This is a genomic window from Streptomyces sp. NPDC006385 (assembly GCF_040612485.1).
GTDB lineage: Bacteria > Actinomycetota > Actinomycetes > Streptomycetales > Streptomycetaceae > Streptomyces.
In genome coordinates this window covers 136,005-159,701 of record NZ_JBEXQG010000002.1, presented here as the reverse complement: position 1 = coordinate 159,701, position 23,697 = coordinate 136,005, and the positions used below count along the sequence as shown (strand labels likewise).

The following is a 23,697-nucleotide window of genomic DNA, read 5'->3' as shown; positions in this document are numbered from 1 at the left end:
CGCACCGGTGTCCCGTATGGCGTCGACGAGGTCCCGCGCGCCGTTGACGACGGCGTCCTCGGACCAGGCGCACGCGCCGGCGACGGCTAAAAGTACTGAACGCGGGGGGTGTCGCATGAGCGACTCCTTGCAGATCGGGCGCGTCGGGACGGACGCGTCGACTGATGGAATCGCTCCCACTGGTGTCAATGAAGCTAGCGCCAAGTGACGGTAAAGGACAGAGGAGTTACTGACTTTTACTCAACTGAACGCATCGAATCTTTTCGACTCTTCAAGAACCTTGACCGCTTGCATACCCGTCCTCACTATGGGAGCGCTCCCACTGGTTCAAACCTTGACTTCTCCGAGCCGCAAGGAGGAACCAGCACGTGCATCCCCCACGCAGACGCAGAGCGGTACGACGGTTCTGGACGGCCGTCGTCGCGACTCTGGCGCTTCCTTTGACCATGTTGAGTACGGGTTCGACCACCGCTCAGGCAGCGGCACTTCAGTGCAGTGTCGACTACAAGACCAACGACTGGGGTTCCGGCTTCACCGCGGACCTGACCCTCACCAACCGCGGCACGGACGCCATCAACGGCTGGACCCTGACCTACAGCTACGCGGGCAACCAGAAGCTCAGCAACGGCTGGAACGGCACCTGGTCCCAGTCCGGGCAGCAGGTCACGGTGAAGAGTGCCTCGTACAACGCGGCGATCGCCGCCGGCGCGGCGGTGAGCACGGGCGCACAGTTCACCTACAGCGGCACCAACACCGCCCCCACGAACTTCGCGATCAACGGCACCACCTGCACCGGCGCCCACCAACCCCCCATCACCGTGCTGACCAGCCCGGCGGCGGGCGCCGTGTACACGCGTGGCGACGCGGTCCCGCTCGCGGCCACGGCCGCCGCCGCGGACGGCGCGTCGATCAGCAAGGTCGAGTTCTACGACGACACCACGCTGCTCGGCACGGACACGACGGCGCCGTACTCGCTCTCGGTCTCCAGCTTGACCGTGGGCAGTCATTCACTGCTGGCGAAGGCGTACGACAGCCTGGGCGCGTCCGCGGAGTCCACTCCGGTCGGCGTCACGGTCGCCGCGGGTCCCGCCGTGGTGGCCTCGGCGACCCAACTGGCCGTCCAGGCGGGCAGGACGGGCTCGTACGACGTGAAGCTGTCGACCCAGCCGTCCGCCAACGTGACCGTCACGACCGCCCGGACCGGCGGCAACACCGGCCTGTCGGTGACCGGCGGCGCCTCGCTCACCTTCACCCCCTCCAACTGGAACACCGCGCAGAAGGTGACCATCACCGCCGACAACTCCGGTACCGGCTCGGCGACCTTCGAGTCGACGGCGACCGGTCACGGCCAGGCGTCGGTCACGGTGACCCAGATCGCGGCGACCAAGGCGTACGACGCCCGCTTCCTGGAGCTGTACGGCAAGATCACCAACCCGGCGAACGGCTACTTCTCCCCCGAGGGCATCCCCTACCACTCGGTCGAGACGCTGATCGTCGAGGCGCCGGACCACGGCCATGAGACGACGTCCGAGGCCTACAGCTACCTTCTCTGGCTGCAGGCGATGTACGGCAAGGTCACAGGCGACTGGTCCAAGTTCAACGGCGCCTGGGAGATCATGGAGAAGTACATGATCCCGACCCGCGCCGACCAGCCGACCAACTCCTTCTACAACGCCTCGAAGCCGGCGACCTACGCACCCGAGCTGGACACACCGAACGAGTACCCGGCCAAGCTCGACGCCGGCGTCCCGGTCGGCCGGGACCCGATCGCGGCCGAACTGAAGAGCGCGTACGGCACGGACGACGTCTACGGCATGCACTGGCTCCAGGACGTCGACAACGTCTACGGCTTCGGCAACTCGCCGGGCAAGTGCGAGGCGGGGCCGACCGACACGGGGCCGTCGTACATCAACACCTTCCAGCGCGGTGCGCAGGAGTCGGTGTGGGAGACGGTGCCGCAGCCGACCTGCGACGCCTTCAAGTACGGCGGGATGAACGGGTATCTGGACCTGTTCACGGGTGACGCGTCGTACGCCAAGCAGTGGAAGTTCACCAACGCCCCGGACGCCGACGCGCGTGCGGTGCAGGCCGCGTACTGGGCCGACAAGTGGGCCGACGCGCAGGGCAAGGGCGGCGAGATCTCCGCGACCGTGGCCAAGGCCGCGAAGATGGGCGACTACCTGCGCTACGCGATGTACGACAAGTACTTCAAGAAGGTCGGCACCTGTGTGGGGGCCTCGTCCTGCCCGGCCGGCACCGGCAAGGACGCCTCGCACTACCTGATGTCCTGGTACTACGCCTGGGGCGGCGCCACCGACACCTCGGCGGGCTGGGCCTGGCGCATCGGCTCCAGCCACGCGCACGGCGGCTACCAGAACCCGATGGCCGCGTACGCCCTGGCCAACTACGCCGACCTGAAGCCGAAGTCGGCGACGGGACAGGCGGACTGGGCCAAGTCGCTGCAGCGGCAGGTCGAGTTCTACCGCTGGCTCCAGTCCAGCGAGGGCGCGATCGCGGGCGGTGCGACCAACAGCTGGGCGGGCCGGTACGCGACCCCGCCGACCGGGAAGTCGACGTTCTACGGCATGTACTACGACCAGCAGCCCGTCTACCACGACCCGCCGTCCAACCAGTGGTTCGGCTTCCAGGCGTGGTCGATGGAGCGGGTGGCCGAGTACTACCAGCAGACGGGGAACGCGGCCGCCAAGGCCGTCCTCGACAAGTGGGTCGACTGGGCGCTGTCCCACACCACGATCAACCCGGACGGCACCTTCCGGTTCCCGTCCACGCTCCAGTGGTCGGGCCAGCCCGACACCTGGAACCCGTCGAGTCCGGGCGCCAACAACGGACTTCACGTCACCGTCGCCGACTACACCAACGACGTCGGGGTGGCGGCCGCGTACGCCAAGACCCTGACGTACTACGCCGACCGCTCCGGTGACACCCAGGCCGCGGCCACGGCCAAGGCGTTCCTGGACGGCATGTGGGACAACCACCAGGACAGCCTGGGCATCGCCGTCCCGGAGACCCGCGCCGACTACAACCGCTTCGACGACCGGATCTACGTCCCGAGCGGCTGGACCGGCACCATGCCGAACGGCGACGCGATCAACTCGTCGTCGACCTTCGACTCGATCCGCTCGTTCTACGAGGACGACCCGGCCTGGTCGAAGATCGAGGCGTATCTCGCGGGCGGTGCGGCGCCGTCGTTCACGTATCACCGCTTCTGGGCCCAGGCGGACATCGCGCTCGCCTTCGGCTCGTACGCGGAGCTTCTCGAATAACCAGCCCCCGCCAAGCGCTCCGCGGGCAGGGCCGTGCTCCACTGCGGGTCCGTCGTGGCTGGTCACGCAGTTCCCCGCGCCCCTTGAGGGGCGCCCGTGCACGGCGTTTCCACGGAACCGCTTGAAGGCTCCGCGTACGTGGTCTCGTCACCTGACGACGAGGCCGAACCGCCGGGCGGCCCCCTCCCGCACTGGGGGCCGCCCGGTCGTCGCGCGTTCCTCTCTCAGGAAGGACCCCACCGTGCGAAGAACACGCATCCTCACGGCCGCGCTGGCCCTCGCGGCCGGCCTGCTCGCGGGCACTCCACCCGCACTGGCCGCCGACGCCTCGAAGGACGTGTCGATCGCCGCCGACACCTACACCTGGAAGAACGCCCGTATCGACGGCGGTGGTTTCGTCCCCGGCATCGTCTTCAACCGCAAGGAGAAGAACCTCGCCTACGCCCGCACCGACATCGGCGGCGCCTACCGCTGGCAGGAGTCCACGAAGACCTGGACGCCGCTGCTGGACTCGGTGGGCTGGGACGACTGGGGGCACACGGGTGTGGTGAGCCTGGCGTCCGACTCCGTGGACCCGAACAAGGTGTACGCGGCGGTGGGCACGTACACCAACAGCTGGGACCCGAAGAACGGCGCGGTCATGCGCTCCTCCGACCGGGGGGCGAGCTGGCGGAAGGCCGACCTGCCGTTCAAGCTGGGCGGCAACATGCCCGGACGCGGCATGGGTGAGCGTCTCGCGGTCGACCCGAACCGGAACAGCGTGCTGTATCTGGGCGCGCCCAGCGGCAAGGGGCTGTGGCGGTCGACGGACTCCGGGGTGACCTGGTCGCAGGTGGCGAACTTCCCCAACGTCGGCGACTACGCGCAGGATCCGGGCGACACGAGCGGCTACGCGAGCGACAACCAGGGGATCGTCTGGGTCACCTTCGACGAGTCCACGGGGACGGCCGGGAACGCCACGAAGACCGTCTACGTGGGGGTCGCCGACAAGGACAACGCCGTGTACCGCTCGACGGACGCGGGCGCGACCTGGTCGCGGCTCGCCGGGCAGCCGACGGGGTACCTGGCCCACAAGGGCGTCCTGGACGCGACGAACGGCTACCTGTACCTCGCCTACAGCGACAAGGGCGGGCCGTACGACGGCGGCAAGGGCCGGCTGTGGCGGTACGCGACGGCGACCGGGACCTGGACGGACATCAGCCCGGTGGCGGAGGCCGACACGTACTACGGCTTCAGCGGGCTGACGATCGACCGGCAGAGGCCGGGCACGGTGATGGCGACGGCGTACAGCTCCTGGTGGCCGGACACCCAGATCTTCCGCTCCACGGACCGCGGCGGCACCTGGACGAAGGCGTGGGACTACACGTCGTACCCCAACCGCGAGAACCGCTACACGATGGACGTCTCGTCCTCGCCCTGGCTGACGTGGGGCGCGAACCCCTCGCCGCCCGAGCAGACACCCAAACTCGGCTGGATGACCGAGGCGTTGGAGATCGACCCGTTCAACTCCGACCGGATGATGTACGGGACGGGCGCGACGATCTACGGCACCGAGAACCTCACGAACTGGGACAGCGGGAGCAAGTTCGCCATCAAGCCGATGGTGCGGGGCCTGGAGGAGACGGCCGTCAACGACCTCGCCTCTCCTCCGTCGGGGGCGCCGCTGCTCAGCGCGCTGGGCGACATCGGCGGCTTCCGCCACACGGACCTCACCCAGGTCCCGTCGATGATGTTCACCCAGCCCAACTTCACCACGACCACGAGCCTGGACTTCGCCGAGTCCGACCCGAACACGGTCGTCCGGGTCGGCAACCTGGACTCGGGGCCGCACATCGCGTTCTCGACGGACAACGGCGCCAACTGGTTCGCGGGGACCGACCCCGCGGGCGTCAGCGAGGGCGGCACCGTGGCCGCGGCGGCCGACGGCGGCCGGTTCGTCTGGAGCCCCGGCGGTACGGGCGTGCGGTACACGACGGGATTCGGCACCTCCTGGCAGGCGTCCAGCGGGATCCCGGCCGGGGCGATCGTCGAGTCCGACCGGGTCGACCCGAAGGTCTTCTACGGCTTCAAGTCCGGGAAGTTCTACGTCAGCACGGACGGCGGCGCGACCTTCACCGCGTCCTCGGCGACCGGGCTGCCGAGCGGTGACAGCGTCCGCTTCAAGGCGCTGCCCGGGGTGAAGGGCGACGTGTGGCTGGCCGGGGGCGCGACGGACGGCGCCTACGGGCTGTGGCACTCGACGGACGGCGGCGCGAGCTTCACCAGGCTCGCCGATGTCGGGGAGGCCGACACGATCGGCTTCGGCAAGGCGGCGCCGGGAGCGTCGTACCAGACCCTCTACACCAGCGCGAAGATCGGCGGCGTGCGCGGCATCTTCCGCTCCACCGACAAGGGCGCGAGCTGGACCCGCATCAACGACGACGCCCACCAGTGGGGTTGGACGGGCGCGGCGATCACGGGTGACCCGCGGGTGTACGGGCGTGTGTACGTGGCGACCAACGGGCGCGGTGTCGTCTACGGCGACTCCTCGGACGGCGGCACGACGGACCCCGGTCCGGGGCCGGGCCCCGACCCGGCGCCCACCGGTGCCTGCGCGGTGACGTACAAGATCACCCATCAGTGGTCGGGCGGTTTCCAGGCGGACGTGCGGCTCACCAACTCCGGCTCCAGCGCCTGGAGCGGCTGGTCCCTCGGCTGGTCCTTCACCGACGGACAGCGGATCACGCAGGTGTGGAACGCCGAGCACACCCAGTCCGGCTCGGCGGTGACCGCGAAGAACGTCGGCTGGAACGGGAACGTGGCGGCCGGTTCGTCCGTGAGCTTCGGGTTCACCGGGAGCTGGTCGGGGGCCAACGCCGAACCGGCCGCGTTCAAGCTGGGTGACCGGAACTGCGCGGTGAGTTGAGCCCGAGGGCGCGTGCCGGCTCCCGGCACGCGCCCTGCGCGGTGCCTACAGCTTCCACTCCCCGGCCTGCTGGGCGAAGCCCGAGTCCATCGCGAACGTGACGGTGGCCGCCTTCGACGCCTTCGGCACCTCGAACACGATCCAGCCCAGCGCCTTCGCACCGGGCTTGAGCCGGACGTCCGACGACATGGACGGGCCGGCCGTGATGTCGGCGAGGACGGTCCCGAACTGCTGGCCCTGGTCGTCGGCCAGCTTCGCCCCGTTCACGGGAGCGTCGGAGTAGACCTTGGTGCCGGTGTTGACGAGCTGGAACTGCACGCCGATCCAGCGCTTGCCGTCTTCGGGGGCGAAGAACTCGTCGCCGGACTTGGCGTTGTCGACCACCTTGACGACGGTGACGTCGAGTCCGCTGCCGCTCTCCATGCCCTTGAGGGCGAGCGTGTCGCCGACCTCGGCGACCTCGGGCGCGGCACTGCTGTCCTCGGCGGCGGGCTCCTTGTCGCCGCCGTCGCCGGCCTTGGCGGAAGCCTTCGCCTTCGGCTTGTCCACGATCTCGTCACCGGAGCCGGAGCCACAGGCGGTGAGGCCGATCGCGGCGACGACGGCGGCGGCGGTGGCGGCGAGGCGTATGCGGGTGTGGAACATGTTCTCCCCAGGTTTCGGTGGTACGCATGTGAAGGACCCGTGGAGAACACCCATGGTTGTACGGATCACGAAGAAAGTTGGAATCCCGAAGCAACCTGACATCCCGTTATCGCGTCGGGGTGGAACCGGTCGGGGTGGTCGCCGGCGCTCGGCCGACGACCACCCGGACCGGTCAGGCCGTCCGCGGTCGTCCGCCTCTCAGGGCGTGTACACCGTCGGGCGCGGTGCCGCCGCCATGCCGTTGCCGATGAAGAAGCTCGGGTGCGGGGGCTGGTTGTAGGCCGTGTTCTGCCAGGCCAGGGCCGTGCGGTACTGGGTGTCGTGGAGCAGGGTCGTGATCTTGGTGGTGGTCTGGTGCGGGGTCGAGTAGATGCGCAGCGCCGTGTTGTTGCCGGTGCGCCAGACGACCTCCTCGCGCCAGTCGCCGAGGATGTCGCCGGACAGGACCGGGGTGGCCTTGGTGCCGTTGTTGGAGGCCACCCCGGAGCCGGTGAGCAGGCGGGTGTCGCCCGAGGTGCCGTACTTGTCGATGCGGGTGTCGTCGAGGAGTTCGCGGACGGGGTCGCCGTCCCACCAGGACAGGAAGTTGATACTGGACGGCTCCCGGCCCAGGGAGGCACCGGTCGCCGAGCGCAGGGTGGTGTCGGAGGCCGACCAGGCTTCGGCGCCCGGGCTGCCGGCGTGGACGTCGGCGGCGACGCCGCGGCCGTTGTCGGCGCCCGACGCCGTCCGCCAGAGGATCTGGCCCGTGCGGGCGTCGGCCATCCATGAGCCCGGCTTGCTGGAGTCCTCGGAGACCTTGAAGTACTCAAGGCCCGCGCGGGACGGGTTGAGGTCACCGACGTGACCGGCGTCGCCGTGACCGAGTTTCGTCGTCCACAGCCCGTGGCCGTTGTCGTCCACGGTCATCGCGCCGTAGACGATCTCGTCCTTGCCGTCGCCGTCGACGTCCGCGACGGACAGGCTGTGGTTGCCCTGGCCGTCGTAGCCCTTGCCGCTGTTGGTGGAGGAGTTGGTGTCGAAGGTCCAGCGGCGGGTGAAGGAGCCGCCTCGCCAGTCCCAGGCGGCGATCACCGTACGGGTGTAGTAGCCGCGCGCCATGATCAGGGAGGGACGGGAGCCGTCGAGGTAGGCGGTGCCGGCGAGGAAGCGGTCGACGCGGTTGCCGTAGTTGTCGCCCCAGGATGAGACGTTGCCGCGGGCCGGGACGTAGTCGACGCTCTGCATCGCCTTGCCCGTCCGGCCGTCGAACATCGTCAGGAACTCGGGCCCGGACAGGACGTACCCGCTGGAGTTGCGGTGGTCGGCCGACGAACTGCCGATCACCGCGCCGGTGCCGTCCCGGGTGCCGTCGGCCGTCTTCATGGCGACCTCGGCCTTGCCGTCACCGTCGTAGTCGTACACCTGGAACTGCGTGTAGTGCGCCCCGGAGCGGATGTTGCGGCCCAGGTCGATGCGCCACAGCCGGGTGCCGTCGAGCCTGATGCCGTCGATGACGGTGTTGCCGGTGTAGCCGGGCTGGGAGTTGTCCTTGGCGTTGGTGGGCTGCCACTTCAGGACGATGTCGAGGGCGCCGTCGCCGTCCAGATCGCCGACGGAGGCGTCGTTGGCCTGGTAGGTGTACGGCGAGTTGCCCGGGGCGGTGCCCCCGGCGGGCGGGGAGATCGGGACGTCCTTGTAGCCGGCGCGGAACTGGATCGCGTGCACCGAGTCGCCCTGCTCCACGCCGTTCACGACCGCGCGGACGGTGTAGTCGGCCTGTTCCGGGGCGCCGGAGTGGAAGTAGTTCGTGGAGCCGGTGATCGGTGCCGGGTTGACCTTCGTACCGGCCCGGTACACGTTGAACGACACGTCGTTCGGATCGGTGCCCAGCCAGCGCCAGCTGACCAGGTTGCCGCCGGCCGTGTGGACGCTGACCACGCCCCGGTCCAGCTTCTCGACCTGGCGGGCGGTGGCGGCCTCGGCGGTGCCGGGGGCCAGCGCGGTCACTCCGGCGCCGACGAGGGCGGCGGTGGCGAACGCGGCGCAGAGGACGGCCCGGCGTCTACGGTGCTTGTGCGGGTGCTGCACGTGACGAACCTCCTGGGAGGACGGACGGGTTCCGTTCCCTCAGTCGCCGCCGTTCCCGGGGACGTTGCCGTATCTCGCGGCCAGTTCGGCCGCCGTCCGGGCGATCTTCTGGCGCAGCTCGGGTGGTTGGAGCACTTCGATGCCGGTGCCCAGGCGCAGGAACTCCGCGTGGGCCTGGTCGACGGACTCGATGGGGACGGTGAGCCGGGTCCAGCCGTCCTCCTCCTGGTGCGCGTCACCCTTCACCGGCCCGGTGAGGGTCACGCCGGGCGCCAGCCGGACCACCGCCACGGCCGGGCGGAGCCGGTCGTGGAAGCCGCGTAGGTACGCCATCCAGTAGGCGGCCAGCTCGAAGCCGTCCGGGCGGGTGAACTCCTCGTCCGTCGTGGCCAGTTCAAGGATCTGGTCGACGCGGTAGGTGCGGGGGCCGGGGCCCGCGACGACGTACCAGCGGCCCGCCTTGAGGACGAGCCCGTACGGCTCCAGACGGCGCTCCACGTCGGTGGGCTCGCGCCAGCGGCGGTACCGCACGTGCAGGACGCGGCTGTTCCAGACGGCGTCGGCCACCGCGGGGAGGTACGGCGTCTCGTCGGCGTCGGCGTACCAGCCGGGCGCGTCCAGATGGAAGCGGCCGCTGATCCGGTCGGCGTGGACGCGCAGCTCCACGGGCAGGGCGGCCCGGACCTTGAGCCGCGCGGCGGACAGGAGCGAGCCGAGGCCGAGCTGGGCGGCGGGACCGGGGGCGCCGGCGAGGAAGAGGGCCTCCGCCTCGTCGGCGGTGAGTCCGGTGAGGCGGGTGCGGTAGCCGTCGAGGAGGCGGTAGCCACCGGCGTGGCCCGCGTCGCCGTACAGCGGGACGCCCGCCGCGCTCAGCGCCTCGACGTCCCGGTAGACCGTGCGCACCGACACCTCCAACTCCTCGGCGAGCTGGGCGGCGGTCATCCGGCCGCGGGTCTGGAGCAGCAGGAGGATCGACAGGAGTCGGCTGGACTTCACTGACACATGGTGTCAGGAGACCGGATCTAGCGTCCTTGCCATGCCCTTCAGCGAGAAACCGCTGACCGTGCCCCCGCCGATCGAGGTCGCCGGGCGGCACGTCAAGCGCTACCACGTCACCGCCGACCCCGCGGGCATCGCGCCCGAGGTGGAGAAGGCGGCGTACGAGATCCTGCCGGAGCTCCTGCCGGAGCCGGACGGCACGCCTCCCGCGACGTTCGTCGGGGAACTCCCGCCGATCCTGCACGAACGGGACGCCTGGGTACGGCACCTGCTCGCCCCGCGAGTCCCCGATCTCGACGCCTACTTGGCTGATTCCCTGCCCGAAGGAACCACTGGAGACCGCTCATGAGCAGCCCGCACGACTTCGACTTCTTCCACGGCGAGTGGGAGGTCCTCAACCGCCGCCGCACCGACTTCCTCGACCCGGACAGCGGCTGGGAGGAGTTCCCGGCGACCAGCCGGTGCTGGCCGCTGTTCGACGGGACCGCGAACCTCGACGAGATCGACATGCCGCACCTGTCGGCGAAGGGTGCGACCCTGCGGCTGTTCGACCGGGAGACCGAGCAGTGGTCCCTGAACTGGGCCTCCAGCGTCAGCGGGAAGCTGTTCCCACCCGTCGTCGGCCGGTTCGAGGGCGGGCGCGGCGAGTTCCACGGCGCCGACACACACGACGGCAACGACGTGCGTGTTCGGTTCGTGTGGTCGGGCGTCTCCCCGCGGTCGGCCCGCTGGGAGCAGGCGTTCTCCGTCGACGACGGACGGACCTGGTCGACCAACTGGACCATGGACTTCATCCGGCCTTCCGGAACGCCCGCAGGGTGAACACCGGGTCGGGCCGGGGTCGGTCCTGGTCCGGCAGGTCCGCCAGGCGGGCGGCGAACGCGTCGGCGAGCGCGCCGCCGGGCGGCAGGGTGACGAACCAGCCCCGGCGCAGGTCGGCCACCGTGCGGCGGGGGCTGCGACCCTGGCCGTGGCCGGTGAAGCGGGCCTCACCGGCCGGTTCCAGGCCGTGGTCGAGGGCGTACGACTCGACGACGGCCGCCGCGTCCCGGGCGGCGCGGCGCGGGCGGGCGGCCAGTACGGCATCGATGTCACTGCCCACGTTGTGGGCGGCGGCCTTGTCGACGGTGGTGACGTAGACCCCGCCGGGCCGCAGCACCCGGGCGCACTCGCCGACGATGGTCCGCACGTCCTCGGCGCTTCGCGCCAGGTGCAGCAGCCACACACTGCTGACGGCGTCGAACCGGCCGTCCCGGCACGGCAGCCGCCGGCTGTCCGCGAGCAGGACGGCGCCGGGCAGCCGGGCGGCGGCCTGCCGGGCCATGTTGAGGGCGAGATCCACGCCGGTCACGCACAGGCCGTCCCGTGCGGCAGCGAGCCGCCGCGTGACGATGCCGGTGCCGCAGCCGACATCGAGCAGGCGGCGGGTGCCGTCCGGCAGGAGTCCCAGCACCGCCTCCGCCGCGGCCGCCGCCCTGGGCTCGCCGCCACGCAGGGTGTCGTACCGCTCCGCTTCCTTGTCGTAGTCCAGCACGCCCGTCAATGTGCCCCGTGGCCCGGCGCGAGCTCCTCGATCTTCCGGGCGAGGGCGAAGTCCCGCTCGGTCACGCCGCCCACGGTGTGCGTGTTCACGGTGAGGGACACCGTGTTGTAGCCGAGGGTGAGGTCGGAGTGGTGGTCGAGCTCCTCCTGGATCTGGGCGATGTGCACGACCATCGCGGTGGCCGCGAAGTGCGAGGGCAACCGGTAGGAACGCGCGATGCGGTCGCCGTCGAGCGACCAGCCCGGCAGCTCCGCGAGCCGGTCCTCGATCTCCTTCTGCGACAGCGGTTCGAGGGGCATGGCCTCGCTCCTTCCTGGACTGGCGGGTTCGGTGTCAGCCTGCCACAGCCGGGGCGCCGCGGCCCTGGTCGGACGGTGCCCGGGGGACGGCCGGGGTACTCGTCCGAAGGGAAAACACCCGGCACCGGGCACCCCAGGAGGTTGCCGCGGAGGAAGCCGCGGAGGGAGCCGATGGGGTGACCGGCACCGGAGTGGTGACCAGGTGGCCGGAGGCGGCGCCGCCGGCCGCCGGGGACGCCATCTTCCCGCGCTCCTCGACTACGGTCGTACACATGACCACTGTCCCGCCCAAGAACGCCGCTCAGCCCGGCCCCGCCCCCGCCCCCGGCCCCGCCGACCAGGGCGTGGGCCCGCTGCTGCGGGCCTGGCGGGAGCAACGGCGGGTCAGCCAGCTGGAGTTGGCACTGCGGGCCGACTCCTCGGCGCGGCACATCAGCTTCATCGAGACGGGCCGTTCACGCCCGAGCGAGGAGATGGTGCTGCGGCTGGCGGAGCACCTGGACGTGCCGGTGCGCGAGCGCAACGCGCTGCTGCTGGCGGCCGGCTACGCCCCCCGCTACCCGGAGACCCCGCTGGACGATCCCGCGATGGACGCGCTCCGCGCGGGCATGGAGCGGCTGATCCAGGGCTACGAGCCCTACCCCGCCCTCGTGGTCGACGCCATGTACCACGTCCACGCGGCCAACCGGGGCATCCTGATGCTGCTCGACGGCGTCCCCGAGCACCTCCTCACGCCCCCGCTGAACGCGATGCGCCTGACGCTGCACCCGGAGGGCCTCGCGCCGCGCATCCGCAACCTGCGCGAGTGGCGCGGGCATCTGCTCGACCAGATGGACCGGCAGATCGCGCTGCGCCGCTCCGAGCCGCTGAAGAAGCTGTACGAGGAGGTGGCGGCGTATCCGGTGCCGGAGGAGTCGCCCGGCGCCGAACCGACCGAGACCGCCGAACCGGCCGGACCGGTCCCGTACTTCGCACTGCCCATGCGGATCGAGCACGAGGGCCGTGTCCTGTCCTTCATCTCCTCCATCTCCACCTTCAACACGCCGATGGACGTGACCGTCGCCGAACTGGCCGTCGAGACGTTCCTCCCGGCCGACCCGGCGACGGTCAAGTACCTTCAGTCGATGGTTCCCTGACGGGCTTTCAGGGCGGCGTGCTGGAGCGCCGCGAACCCGGCGACCGTGAGCGCCTGGAGCACGGTCCACACCGCGCCCGCCGTGGTCGGAGACAGCCACACCACGAGCGCGACGACACTCAGCACGGCCCAGGCGAGGTTGGCCTCGATCACGGCTCGCACCGGGAACGCGGCGGGCCGGGCACGGGAGGCGAGCAGGCCGACGCCGGCCGCGAACACCGTGAGGAACGCCCCGAGCCCGAGCAGCAGCCCCCGGTCCACGCCGAGGAGGCGGCCGAGCGGGCCGGACGCCACGAGGTAGGCGATCCCGTTCGCCCCGGTCACCACCGCGTCCAGGGCCAGGAAGCGGCGCAGCACGGTCTGCGGGTCGGAGGTGCGGGCGAGTGCGGCGAGCGAGGTGGCGGACATGACGAATCACCCTCCGTGGAGGTCGGGTTGTGGGCGGGGGCCCGGGTCCCGGGACGGAGTGCGCCGCCCCGGAACCCGGTGCCACAACGGTCCCGCGGACGGGCCGAGAGGGCGATTACCCGGGAGGTAATGCACCGCCCCGCGGTCGGCGCGCAGCGGCGACCATCCCGATCCGGAACCGGAACATGGCACACTGCACCCGTACTTCGGCGCGTAGGGGAGGCGTGGCGTGAGTGAGCGGCGACCCGCGCCCACCGTGGGCCAGGTGGTGCTGGGAAAGCGCCTGCAGGAGCTGCGGGAGGCGGCCGGGCTGGGGCGCGACGAGGCGGCACGCGTGCTGCGGGTGGCCGCGGCGACCGTGCGGCGCATGGAGACGGCCGAGGTCGCCCTGAAGATCCCGTACGTGCAGGTGCTGCTGGAGACGTACGGCGTACCTCAGGACGAGGCGGCCGCGTTCGTCGACCTGGCCGAGGAGGCCAACCAGCCGGGCTGGTGGCAGCGGTTCCACGACGTGCTCCCGGACTGGTTCAGCCTGTACGTGAGCCTGGAGGGCGCCGCCCGCATCATCCGCTCCTACGAGCCGCACTTCGTGCCGGGTCTGCTCCAGACCGAGGAGTACGCCCGTGCCGTGCTGGAGGCCGGGACGATCGGTCAGAGCGGGCCGGAGACCGTCGAGCGGCATGTGGCGCTGCGTATGCGACGGCAGCGGTTGCTGGAGCGCCCGGACCCGCCCCATCTGTGGGTGATCATGGACGAGACGGTGCTGCGGCGTCCGGTGAGCGCCCGCGGCGAGGTCATGCGCGACCAGTTGGACAAGCTCCTGGAGTTCGCCGAACGGGACCGGGTCACGTTGCAGATCGCGGAGTTCGCGTCCGGACCGCACCCGGGGACGTACGCCCCCTTCACCCTGTTCCGCTTCGCCGAGCCCGAGCTGCCCGACATGGTCTACACCGAGTACCTCACCGGCGCCCTGTACCTGGACTCCCGCAAGGAGGTCGCCGCGCACCTGGAGGTTCTGGACCACATGTCGACGGGTGCCGCGTCGGCCGAGCGCACGAGGAAGATCCTGCGGGAGTACCGCGAGGACTGCTGAGCGCAACCGCTGCGCGGTGTACGGCAACCTTTCCGGCCACGGCCGACGACCTGTGCACGACCGCAGACGACCTTCGAGGAGAACGCAGCGCATGACCGGATCCGAGGCCGCGCCCACCCGCGTCGACACCAGCAGGCCGCATCCGGCCCGCGTCTACGACTGGTGGCTGGGCGGCAAGGACAACTACCCGGTGGACGAGGAACTGGCCCGCAGGATCCTCGCCGTGGACGGCACGGTCCTACGGGGAGCGCGCGCCAACCGCCGGTTCATGCACCGGGCCGTGCGCACCGCCGCCGAGGCCGGGACACGCCAGTTCCTGGACATCGGCACGGGCATCCCCACCGAGCCCAACCTGCACCAGGTGGCGCAGGGCGTCGCCCCGCGGTCCAGGGTCGTGTACGCCGACAACGATCCGATCGTGCTGCGGCACGCGCAGGCGCTGCTGCGCGGCACCGCCGAGGGCAGCACGGACTACGTGCACGCCGACGTCCGTGACGTCGACACCCTGCTGGGCCGGGCCGGCGAGTCCTTGGACTTCTCCGAACCGGTCGCGCTGTCGCTGGTCGCGCTCACCCACTACCTGGGCGACGATCCCGACGCAGACGACGTGTACGGCCTGCTCCGGAGGTACGTCGCCGCGCTCGCCCCCGGCAGCCACCTGATCCTGTCCCAGGTCACCCCGGATCTCAGCCCCGAGGTGATCGAGAAGGCGGCGAACCAGTTCCGGCGCAGCGGGACCCCCTTCTTCCCCCGGACGCTGGCCGAGTTCTCCCGCTTCTTCGACGGCCTGGAACTGCTCGGCCCCGGGGTGATCCCCGTCCACGGCTGGCGGCCGGAGCCGGAGGACGTGGCGGCCCAGGCCGAGGGCATCGTGCCCGTGTACGCGGGGGTCGCCCGCAAGGTCTGACCCGTACGGGTGCCGTGAAGGGGTGCGCTCCCGCGCCCCGCCCTAGGTTCGGGACCAGGGCAAGCAAGGGAGCGCCTGTGACCGACACGCGGATACCGCCCGCTCCGCCCGCCGAGCCGGGCGCGGAGTTGTTGAAGGCCGGGAGGTTCTTCCTCCCCGGTACGGCCGCGCCCGATCCGCACCGTCCGGGCGTCGGCCCCGACCGCCCCGACCACGAGCCCTTCGGCTCTCCCGGCGCCGCCCTCCCCTGGGAGCTCTGCTCCCCCACCCGGATCCGCCGCCCGTACGTCCGCGGTGTGCTCCTGGAGATGTACCGGGAGGCGAAACAGCGTCTGCGGGACCCCGTGCCGGCCTGGGCGGACATCCAGGACGACCCCGGGCGCCGCCGCCGCTACCAGCGGGCGCGCGGCAAGGGCGGCCTGGTGCGGGCGAGCTGGGACGAGGCGATCGAGCTGGTCGCCGCCGCCTATGTGCACACCCTCAGGACGTACGGCCCCGACCGCGTCGCCGGGTGGTCCCCCGCGATGCCGATGGTGTCGCAGGCGGCGTGCGCCCGCTTCCACTGCCTGATCGGCGCCCCGATGCTGTCCTTCCACGACTGGTGCGCCGATCTGCCCGTCGCCTTCCCGCAGGTGTTCGGGGACCAGGCCGACGGGCCGGAGGCGGGTGACTGCCGGGACGCGGCGTATCTGATGATGTGGGGCTCGAACGCCCCGGTGACCGAGACTTCGGACGCGTACCGGACGGCGGAGGCCCGCTACCGCGGCCAGAAGGTCGTGGTCGTCGCCCCCGACCGGGCCGACGACGCCAAGTTCGCCGACGAGTGCCTGCACCCGCGCCCCGGTACGGACGGCGCGCTGGCCCTCGCCATGGGCCATGTGATCCTCAAGGAGTTCTTCGTCGACCGCGAGACGCCGTTCTTCGCGGACTACGTACGGAAGTTCACCGACCTGCCCTTCCTGGTCACGCTGGAGGAGCGCGACGGCGCCTACGTCCCGGCGAAGTTCCTGCGCGCCTCGCACGTGGGGCAGGAGGGTGAGGGCGCCGAGTGGAAGACGGTCGTGCTGGACGAGGTGGCGGGCCGCGCGGTCGCCCCGAACGGCTCGCTGGGCTTTCGCTGGACCAGGTCGGGCAAGGACCGGTGGAACCTCGAACTCGGCGACATACGGCCACGGTTGAGCCTGTACGGCAGCGAGGTCGCCGCGGGCGTCGAGGTGCTGCTGCCCCGCTTCGACACCGACGGCGGGGCACACGGTCAGGGACGCGGGGACGTCGTACGGCGAGGGGTGCCGGCGACGAAGCTCGGCGGGGTGAACGGGCCTTTGGTGACGACGGTCTTCGATCTGCTGCTCGCCCAGTACGGGGTGGCCCGGCCGGGGCTGCCGGGCCACTGGCCGGTGTCGTACGACGACGCCGACGCGCCCGGCACGCCCGCCTGGCAGGAGGCGCACACCTCCGTCCCGGCGGCCAGGTGCGTGCGGATCGCGCGGGAGTTCGCGCGGACGGCCGACCGGTCGAAGGGCCGCTGCATGATCCTCATGGGCGCCGGCACCACGCACTGGTTCCACTCCGAGACGATGTACCGCGCCTTCCTCGCCCTGCTCCAGCTCACCGGCTGCCCGGGCCGCGACGGCGGCGGCTGGGCGCACCGCGCGGGCCAGGACAGGGGCCGCCCGGTGACCGGCGGGGCGACCCTCGCGTCCGCGTCGGACCGGGCGCGGCCACCGCGCCGGATGAGCGGCACGGCGTACTGGTTCCTCCACACCGACCAGTGGCGCTACGACCGGTTCACGGCCGACATGCTGGCTTCGCCGCTCGGTGCGGTCCGGTTCCGGGGGATGACGGGCGCGGACTGTCTCGCGCTGTCGGCACGGTCGGGGTGGATGCCGTCGTATCCGACCTTCGACCGCAATCCGCTGGAGCTGGGCGCGGTGTTCGGCGATCCGGTGGCGCGGGTGGTGGCCGAACTGCGGGCGGGCACCTTGAGGTTCGCCTGCGAGGACCCGGACGCGCCGGAGAACTGGCCGCGGGTGCTGACACTGTGGCGGGCCGACCTGCTCGGGTCGTCGGCGCAGGGCGCCGAGTTCTTCACGCGGCATCTGCTGGGCACGGACTCGTCCCCGCGGGCCGAGGAGGCGCCCGAGGACGTCCGGCCGCGGGATGTGATCTGGCGCGAGGAGGCACCCGAGGGCAAGCTCGACCTGCTGCTGTCGCTGGACTTCCGGCACACGTCGTCCACCCTGCTGTCGGACGTCGTCCTGCCCGCCGCCTGGGACGAGACCGACACGTTCAAGGCGCTGGCCGAGCGGTTCAGCGAACTGGCCGTCGACCATCTCGGCGTACGCAAGGACCTGGTGGCGACGCCCCTCGAGCACGACACCCCCGGCGAGATCGCCCAGCCCGGCGGGGTCGTCCTGGACTGGAAGCGCGGGGAGTGCGACCCCGTGCCCGGGAGGACCCTGCCGAACCTGACCGTCGTCGAGCGGGACTACACGGCGATCGGCGCCAGGTTCGCGGCACTCGAGCCGCTGGTGGAGCGGCCCGGGCCGCCCGCCGAGGGCATCAGCGGGTCCGGCGGGCGGCGCCGCGCCGCCTTCACCCTCCACACCGAGCACCTCCAGCCCTGGCACACCCTCACCGGCCGTCAGCACTTCTTCCTCGACCACGACTGGATCCATGAGATCGGTGAGGCGCTCCCCGTCTACCGGCCGCCGCTGGACAGGAACAGGCTGCTCGGCGAACCGCGTCTCGGCCCGGACGGGCAGCAGGAGGTGACGGTCCGCTGCCTCACCCCCCACGACACGTGGTCCCTGCACTCCGAGTACCAGGACGACCTGTTCATGCTGGCCCTCTCCCGCGGTGGCCGGCACATCTGGCTGTCCCCGCGGGACGCCGAGGTGATCGGGGTCGTCGACGACGACTGGGTCGAGGCCGTCGGCCGCGGCGGCGTCGTCGTCGCCCGGGCGGCCGTCTCCCACCGGATACCGCACGGCACCGTCCACATGCACCACGCGCGGGAACACACCATCGCCGTCCCGGAACCGGACACCACCCGGCTGATCCTCAAGCCGTCCCGTCTCGTCGGCGGCTACGCCCAGTTGACCTGGGCGTTCAACTACCTGGACCCGACGGGCAACCAGCGCGACGAGGTGACGGTGATCCGCCGCCGCAGCCAGGAGGTCGAGTACTGATGCGCCCGATGGCCCAGATAGCGATGGTCATGAACCTCGACAAGTGCATCGGCTGTCCCACCTGCTCGGTCACCTGCAAACAGGCGTGGACCGACCGGCCGGGCATGGAGCACGTCTGGTTCAACAACGTCGAGACACGCCCCGGCCAGGGCTATCCCCGCCGCTACGAGGACCAGGAGCGGTGGCGCGGCGGCTGGGAGCTGAACCGGCGCGGCGCGCTGAGGCTGAAGGCGGGCGGCCGGCTGCGCAAGCTCGCCGGGATCTTCTCCCACCCCGAACTCCCGGAGATCGAGGACTACGACGAGCCCCGCGCGGACGACCACCGGAACCTCACCGACGCCCCCGCCCCCGGTGACCTGGACCCGATGGCCGAGCGTGCGCGCAGGCACGCCTCGGACAAGGTGCGCTTCGAGTACGAGCGGACCTTCATGTTCTCTCTGCCCCGCATCTGCGAGCACTGCCTGAACCCGTCCTGCGTGGCGTCCTGTCCGTCCGGGGCGATGTACAAGCGTGCGGAGGACGGCATCGTCCTCGTCGACGAGGACCGGTGCCGGGGCTGGCGGATGTGCGTGACGGGATGCCCGTACAAGAAGGTGTACGTCAACCAGCGCACCGGCAAGGCCGAGAAGTGCACGCTGTGCCATCCGCGCGTCGAGGCCGGTCTGCCGACGGTCTGCTCGCAGACGTGCGTGGGCCGGCTGCGCTATCTCGGGGTGGTGCTGTACGACGCCGACAAGGTGACGGCGGCCGCGTCCGTGCGGGACGAGAAGGACCTGTACGAGGCCCAGTTGGGGGTGTTCCTCGACCCCGACGACCGGGCGGTGCGGTGCGCCGCCGTCGAGGCGGGCATCGCGGACGACTGGCTGGAGGCTGCCCGTCGCTCGCCCGTGCACGCGCTGATCAGCAGGTACCGGGTGGCGCTGCCGCTGCACCCGGAGTACCGGACGATGCCGATGGTCTGGTACATCCCGCCGCTGTCGCCGGTGGTGGACGCGCTGGCGGAGACCGGGCACGACGGCGAGGACGCGCGCAACCTGTTCGGCGCGATCGACAGCCTGCGCATACCGCTGGAGTACCTGGCGGAGCTGTTCTCAGCCGGTGACGTCGGGCCGGTCCGGGCCTCGCTGGAGAGGCTCGCCGCGATGCGCTCCCACATGCGGGCGATCAACCTCGGTGAGGAGCCGGACCCCTCGGTGGCGGCCGCCGTCGGCATGGGGGCGTACGAGATCGAGGAGATGTACCGGCTGCTGGCGGTCGCCGAGTCCGAGGACCGGTACGTGATTCCGACGGCCGCCGGCGGGGACGCCCGGCGCCTGGAGGAGTCGGCGCTGGCGCAGGGCTGCAGTCTCGATCACGACGGCGGGCCCGGGATGGGCGGGGACGGCCCCTTCGGCCGGGACCCGGACCGCAAGCTGCTGCCGCTGGTGCCGGTGGAGAACCTGCACAGCCTGCGCGGACGGCAGACCGCGGACGAGACGGACACCGCCGCCATGACCCACACAGCCGACGCCGAGGAGACCTGATGCCCGCCTTCGAGGTGCTCTACCAGGCGGCCGCGCTCTGCCTGACCTACCCCGACGACGACTTCCGTGCCAGGCTTCCGCTCCTGCGCGAAGCCGCCCCGCAGCTACGGGAGTTCACCGACCACGCGGCCGTCACCGCGCCCGGGGATCTGGCCGCCCACTACGTCGAGGTCTTCGACCTGGACAGCCGCCACAGCCTGTACCTGAGCTGGTGGCGCGACGGGGACACCCGCCGGCGCGGCAGGGCGCTGGTCCGCTTCCACGACCTCTACAACGCCTACGGCCTGGAACTGGCCGGCGAGGAGCTGCCCGACTTCCTGCCCGCGGTGCTGGAGTTCGCGGCCCGCACCGGTGACATCGACCTCCTGCTGGAGCACCGCGACGCCCTGGAGCAACTCCGCTCCCGGCTCACCGACTTCGGCACGCCGTACGCGACGGTCCTCGACGCCGTGTGCGCCACCCTGCCGACCGCACGCACCGGAGTGCGCTCATGACCACACTCCTTTGGGGCGTCCTGCCGTACGTCACCTTCGTCCTGCTCGTCGCCGGCCTCGTCTGGCGCCTTCGCCACGACCGGTTCGGCTGGACCACGCGCTCGTCGCGGGTGCGCGAGTCGAGGCTGCTGAACATCGCCTCGCCGGCCTTCCACTACGGCATCCTGTTCGTGCTGGTCGGCCATCTGGTGGGCCTGTTCGTCCCGGAGTCCTGGACGGACGCGCTCGGCGTCGGCGAGCACGCCTACCACCTGTTCTCGCTCTACGGCGGCACCGCGGCCGGCGTGGTCGCGGTCGGCGGGATCGTGGTGCTGATCCACCGCCGCCGCGCCCAAGCCCCCGTGCCCCGCGCGACGACCGCCGGCGACAAGCTGGTGTACGCCGTCCTGCTCGCGGCGATCGTTTCGGGCATGGTCGCCGAGCTGGCCCACGCCTCCGGCGACGGCCACGACCACCGCCAGTCGATCGGCCCTTGGTCCCGCAGCCTGTTCACCCTCAGCCCGGACACCGACCTGATGGCGGGCGTTCCGGTCGTGCACCAGATCCACGCGGTGATCGGCATGGTCCTGATCGCGCTGGTGCCGTACACCCGCCTGGCGCACATGTTCAGCGCACCGGTGCGGTACCTGTTCCGGCCGTACGTGGTGTACCGGAGCCGCGACCCCGAGCGGCTGGGGCCGCGGCCGGGGAGACGGGACCGGGAGAAGACGGACGCGTAGGCGCCGCGCCGCGGCGTCGCGACCTCAGGCCGCCCCGCCCTTCTGCTCCTTCTCGTCGTCGACGATCTCCGCGTCCACCACGCCTTCGTCGTCCTGCGGTGCGGTCTGTTCCGTGCCCGCGCCGGCGGCGCTGTCCGTCGGTGTCTGCTGGGACTGGGCGTACATCGCCTGGCCCATCTTCTGGCTGACCGTGGCCAGCTTCTCGATGCCGGTGCGCAGAGCGCTCGTCTCGGCGTTCTGCTCCAGTTGCCGCTTCAGGTCGGTGATCGCCGTCTCGACCTCCGCCTTGGTGTCCGCGGGGACCTTGTCCTCGTTGTCGCGGAGGAACTTCTCGGTCTGGTAGACGAGCTGTTCGGCCTGGTTGCGGGTCTCGGCGGCCTCGCGGCGCTTGCGGTCCTCCTCGGCGTACTGCTCCGCCTCCCGCATCATGCGGTCGATGTCGTCCTTGGGGAGCGCCGAACCGCCGGTGACCGTCATCTTCTGTTCGCGGCCCGTGGCGAGGTCCTTGGCGGAGACGTGCATGATCCCGTTGGCGTCGATGTCGAAGGCGACCTCGATCTGCGGGACGCCGCGCGGTGCGGGCGGCAGGCCGGTGAGGTCGAAGACGCCGAGCTTCTTGTTGTAGGCGGCGATCTCGCGTTCGCCCTGGTAGACCTGGATGCCGACGGAGGGCTGGTTGTCGGTGGCCGTCGTGAAGATCTCCGAACGGCGGGTGGGGATCGTCGTGTTGCGTTCGATCAGCTTCGTCATGATGCCGCCCTTGGTCTCGATGCCGAGGGACAGCGGGGTGACGTCGAGCAGGAGGACGTCCTTGACGTCGCCGCGGAGGACGCCCGCCTGGAGGGCAGCGCCGACGGCCACGACCTCATCGGGGTTGACGCCCTTGTGCGGGTCCTTGCCGGTGAGTTCCTTGACGAGGTCGGTGACGGCGGGCATCCGGGTGGAGCCGCCGACCAGGATGACGTGGTCGACCGCGGAGAGCTTGATGCCGGCGTCCTTGACCGCCTGGTGGAAGGGGGTCTTGCAGCGGTCGAGGAGGTCCGCGGTGAGCTCCTGGAACTGGGCGCGGGTCATCTTCTCGTCGAGGTGGAGGGGGCCCTCGGCGGAGGCGGTGATGTAGGGCAGGTTGATCGTCGTCTCGGAGGAGCTGGAGAGCTCGATCTTGGCCTTCTCGGCACCTTCGCGCAGCCGCTGGAGCGCCATCTTGTCGTTGCCGAGGTCGATGCCGTACTGCCCCTTGAACTTCTTCACGAGGTGCTCGACGATCCGCTGGTCCCAGTCGTCGCCGCCCAGGTGCGTGTCGCCGTTGGTGGCCTTGACCTCGATGACGCCGTCGCCGATCTCCAGCAGGGAGACGTCGAAGGTGCCGCCGCCGAGGTCGAAGACCAGCACCGTCTGCTCCTCGCCCCGGTCGAGGCCGTAGGCGAGGGCGGCGGCCGTGGGCTCGTTGATGATCCTGAGGACCTTCAGGCCCGCGATCTCGCCGGCCTCCTTGGTGGCCTGCCGCTGGGCGTCGTCGAAGTACGCGGGGACGGTGATCACCGCGTCGGTGACGTCCTCGCCGAGGTAGGACTCGGCGTCCCGCTTGAGCTTCTGCAGCACCCGGGCCGACAGCTCCTGCGCCCGGTAGCGGGTGCCGTCGATGTCGCCCTGGTCCGGGAAGCGCCAGTTCCCGTCGCCCATGTGCCGCTTCACGGACCGGGCGGTGCGCTCGACGTTCGTCACCGCCTGCCGCTTGGCGACCTCGCCCACGAGGACCTCGCCGTTCTTGGCGAAGGCCACGACCGACGGTGTGGTCCTGGCCCCCTCCGCGTTGGCGACGACCGTGGGTTCGCCGCCCTCCAGGACGGCCACCACCGAGTTCGTCGTCCCCAGATCGATCCCGACCGCGCGTGCCATCGTCGTCCCCTTCCACCCGGGCGCCCCTTCGAACTCCAGCACAAAACTTGAGTGGGTTCTTGTCAATGGGACGGGTGACCCCGGGGGGCGGGTGCCAAACAGGGGCTGAGCGGGCGCTCAGCCCCCTGGCGCAGCGGTCAGGCCAGCTTCGCCGACAGCGTGATCGGCACCGCCTTCAGCGCCTGGCTGACCGGGCAGTTGACCTTGGCGTCCTCGGCCCTGGCCTGGAAGTCCTCCTCGGAGATGCCCGCAATCGTGGCCTCGACGGTGATGTGGATGCCGGTGATGCCCTCGCCGGGCTGGAAGGTCACGTCGGCGGAGGTGGTCAGCTTGGTCGGCGGCGTGCCGGCCTTGTCGAGGATGTTGGAGAAGGCCATCGAGTAGCAGCTGGAGTGGGCGGCGGCGATGAGCTCCTCCGGGCTGGTCTTGCCGTTCGCCTCCTCGGCGCGCGACGCCCACGTCACCGGCTGCTGGGCGATGCTGCCGGAGGAGTCGAAGGAGACGACGCCGTTGCCCTGGAACAGGTTGCCTTCCCACACGGTGTGTGCGGAGCGCGTGGTTGCCACGATGAATCCCTTCGAAA

Annotated in this window: 19 protein-coding genes; 11 read left to right on the top strand and 8 right to left on the bottom strand. The window is 71.0% G+C overall.

Annotated features, from left to right (window positions below):
• Positions 1–368: 368 nt before the first annotated feature.
• Positions 369–3,284: a glycoside hydrolase family 48 protein gene (locus ABZ078_RS02205; RefSeq protein ID WP_356570732.1), complete on the top strand. Its 2,916-nt coding sequence runs from the start codon at positions 369–371 to the stop codon at positions 3,282–3,284.
• A gap of 241 nt (positions 3,285–3,525) precedes the next feature.
• Positions 3,526–6,189 carry a cellulose binding domain-containing protein gene (locus ABZ078_RS02200; protein WP_356570730.1) on the top strand — a complete coding sequence of 888 codons (2,664 nt, stop codon included), beginning with the start codon at positions 3,526–3,528 and terminating at the stop codon, positions 6,187–6,189.
• 45 nt (positions 6,190–6,234) lie between these two features.
• Here the strand turns inward: ABZ078_RS02200 and ABZ078_RS02195 are convergent, their stop codons facing one another.
• From ABZ078_RS02195 to ABZ078_RS02185, 3 genes are all read right to left on the bottom strand, one after another.
• The gene (locus ABZ078_RS02195; protein ID WP_356570729.1) at positions 6,235–6,834 is read right to left on the bottom strand and encodes a DUF4352 domain-containing protein; all 600 of its coding nucleotides are present in this window, start codon (positions 6,832–6,834) and stop codon (positions 6,235–6,237) included.
• 198 nt (positions 6,835–7,032) lie between these two features.
• On the bottom strand, positions 7,033–8,904 hold the full coding sequence (locus ABZ078_RS02190) for a rhamnogalacturonan lyase (RefSeq protein WP_356570727.1): 1,872 nt from the start codon (positions 8,902–8,904) through the stop codon (positions 7,033–7,035).
• Positions 8,905–8,943: 39 nt separating this feature from the next.
• A complete protein-coding gene (locus ABZ078_RS02185; RefSeq protein WP_356570725.1) occupies positions 8,944–9,900 on the bottom strand; it encodes a YafY family protein in 957 nt (318 codons plus the stop codon).
• Between the two features lie 40 nt (positions 9,901–9,940).
• On the opposite strand from ABZ078_RS02185, the gene ABZ078_RS02180 reads away from it, so the two are divergent.
• Together ABZ078_RS02180 and ABZ078_RS02175 are read left to right on the top strand one after the other, a co-directional pair.
• The gene (locus ABZ078_RS02180) at positions 9,941–10,252 is read left to right on the top strand and encodes a hypothetical protein (RefSeq protein WP_356570723.1); all 312 of its coding nucleotides are present in this window, start codon (positions 9,941–9,943) and stop codon (positions 10,250–10,252) included.
• Positions 10,249–10,725: a hypothetical protein gene (locus tag ABZ078_RS02175; RefSeq protein ID WP_356570721.1), complete on the top strand. Its 477-nt coding sequence runs from the start codon at positions 10,249–10,251 to the stop codon at positions 10,723–10,725. The genes ABZ078_RS02180 and ABZ078_RS02175 overlap by 4 nt, the downstream gene beginning before the upstream one ends.
• On the opposite strand, the gene ABZ078_RS02170 is transcribed toward ABZ078_RS02175, so the two are convergent.
• Positions 10,694–11,437, bottom strand: a complete 744-nt coding sequence (locus ABZ078_RS02170; protein WP_356570719.1) for a class I SAM-dependent methyltransferase — start codon at positions 11,435–11,437, stop codon at positions 10,694–10,696. The two genes, ABZ078_RS02175 and ABZ078_RS02170, sit on opposite strands and share 32 nt — an antisense overlap.
• A gap of 5 nt (positions 11,438–11,442) precedes the next feature.
• Positions 11,443–11,745 carry a 4a-hydroxytetrahydrobiopterin dehydratase gene (locus tag ABZ078_RS02165; RefSeq protein ID WP_356570717.1) on the bottom strand — a complete coding sequence of 101 codons (303 nt, stop codon included), beginning with the start codon at positions 11,743–11,745 and terminating at the stop codon, positions 11,443–11,445.
• Between the two features lie 272 nt (positions 11,746–12,017).
• Between ABZ078_RS02165 and ABZ078_RS02160 the strand changes: the two genes are divergently transcribed.
• The gene (locus tag ABZ078_RS02160) at positions 12,018–12,881 is read left to right on the top strand and encodes a helix-turn-helix transcriptional regulator (protein WP_356570715.1); all 864 of its coding nucleotides are present in this window, start codon (positions 12,018–12,020) and stop codon (positions 12,879–12,881) included.
• Here ABZ078_RS02160 and ABZ078_RS02155 read toward each other — a convergent pair.
• The gene (locus ABZ078_RS02155) at positions 12,863–13,288 is read right to left on the bottom strand and encodes a hypothetical protein (RefSeq protein ID WP_356570714.1); all 426 of its coding nucleotides are present in this window, start codon (positions 13,286–13,288) and stop codon (positions 12,863–12,865) included. The two genes, ABZ078_RS02160 and ABZ078_RS02155, sit on opposite strands and share 19 nt — an antisense overlap.
• Positions 13,289–13,517: 229 nt before the next feature.
• Between ABZ078_RS02155 and ABZ078_RS02150 the strand changes: the two genes are divergently transcribed.
• The 6 genes from ABZ078_RS02150 to narI all read left to right on the top strand — a co-directional run bounded on the left by ABZ078_RS02150 (position 13,518) and on the right by narI (position 21,215).
• Positions 13,518–14,381 carry a helix-turn-helix transcriptional regulator gene (locus ABZ078_RS02150; RefSeq protein WP_356570712.1) on the top strand — a complete coding sequence of 288 codons (864 nt, stop codon included), beginning with the start codon at positions 13,518–13,520 and terminating at the stop codon, positions 14,379–14,381.
• A gap of 91 nt (positions 14,382–14,472) precedes the next feature.
• Positions 14,473–15,288, top strand: a complete 816-nt coding sequence (locus ABZ078_RS02145; protein ID WP_356570710.1) for an SAM-dependent methyltransferase — start codon at positions 14,473–14,475, stop codon at positions 15,286–15,288.
• 77 nt (positions 15,289–15,365) lie between these two features.
• A complete protein-coding gene (locus tag ABZ078_RS02140) occupies positions 15,366–18,479 on the top strand; it encodes a molybdopterin-dependent oxidoreductase (protein WP_356570709.1) in 3,114 nt (1,037 codons plus the stop codon).
• Positions 18,479–20,002: a 4Fe-4S dicluster domain-containing protein gene (locus ABZ078_RS02135; protein WP_356570707.1), complete on the top strand. Its 1,524-nt coding sequence runs from the start codon at positions 18,479–18,481 to the stop codon at positions 20,000–20,002. The genes ABZ078_RS02140 and ABZ078_RS02135 overlap by 1 nt, the downstream gene beginning before the upstream one ends.
• The gene (gene narJ, locus ABZ078_RS02130; RefSeq protein WP_356570705.1) at positions 20,002–20,496 is read left to right on the top strand and encodes a nitrate reductase molybdenum cofactor assembly chaperone; all 495 of its coding nucleotides are present in this window, start codon (positions 20,002–20,004) and stop codon (positions 20,494–20,496) included. Before ABZ078_RS02135 ends, narJ begins: the two co-directional genes overlap by 1 nt.
• The gene (gene narI / locus ABZ078_RS02125; RefSeq protein ID WP_356570703.1) at positions 20,493–21,215 is read left to right on the top strand and encodes a respiratory nitrate reductase subunit gamma; all 723 of its coding nucleotides are present in this window, start codon (positions 20,493–20,495) and stop codon (positions 21,213–21,215) included. Before narJ ends, narI begins: the two co-directional genes overlap by 4 nt.
• A 24-nt stretch (positions 21,216–21,239) precedes the next feature.
• Here the strand turns inward: narI and dnaK are convergent, their stop codons facing one another.
• Positions 21,240–23,114: a molecular chaperone DnaK gene (gene dnaK, locus ABZ078_RS02120; protein WP_356570701.1), complete on the bottom strand. Its 1,875-nt coding sequence runs from the start codon at positions 23,112–23,114 to the stop codon at positions 21,240–21,242.
• 137 nt (positions 23,115–23,251) lie between these two features.
• Positions 23,252–23,680 (bottom strand): OsmC family protein, encoded by a 429-nt coding sequence (locus ABZ078_RS02115; protein WP_356570699.1) that lies wholly within the window; start codon positions 23,678–23,680, stop codon positions 23,252–23,254.
• Positions 23,681–23,697: the final 17 nt, after the last annotated feature.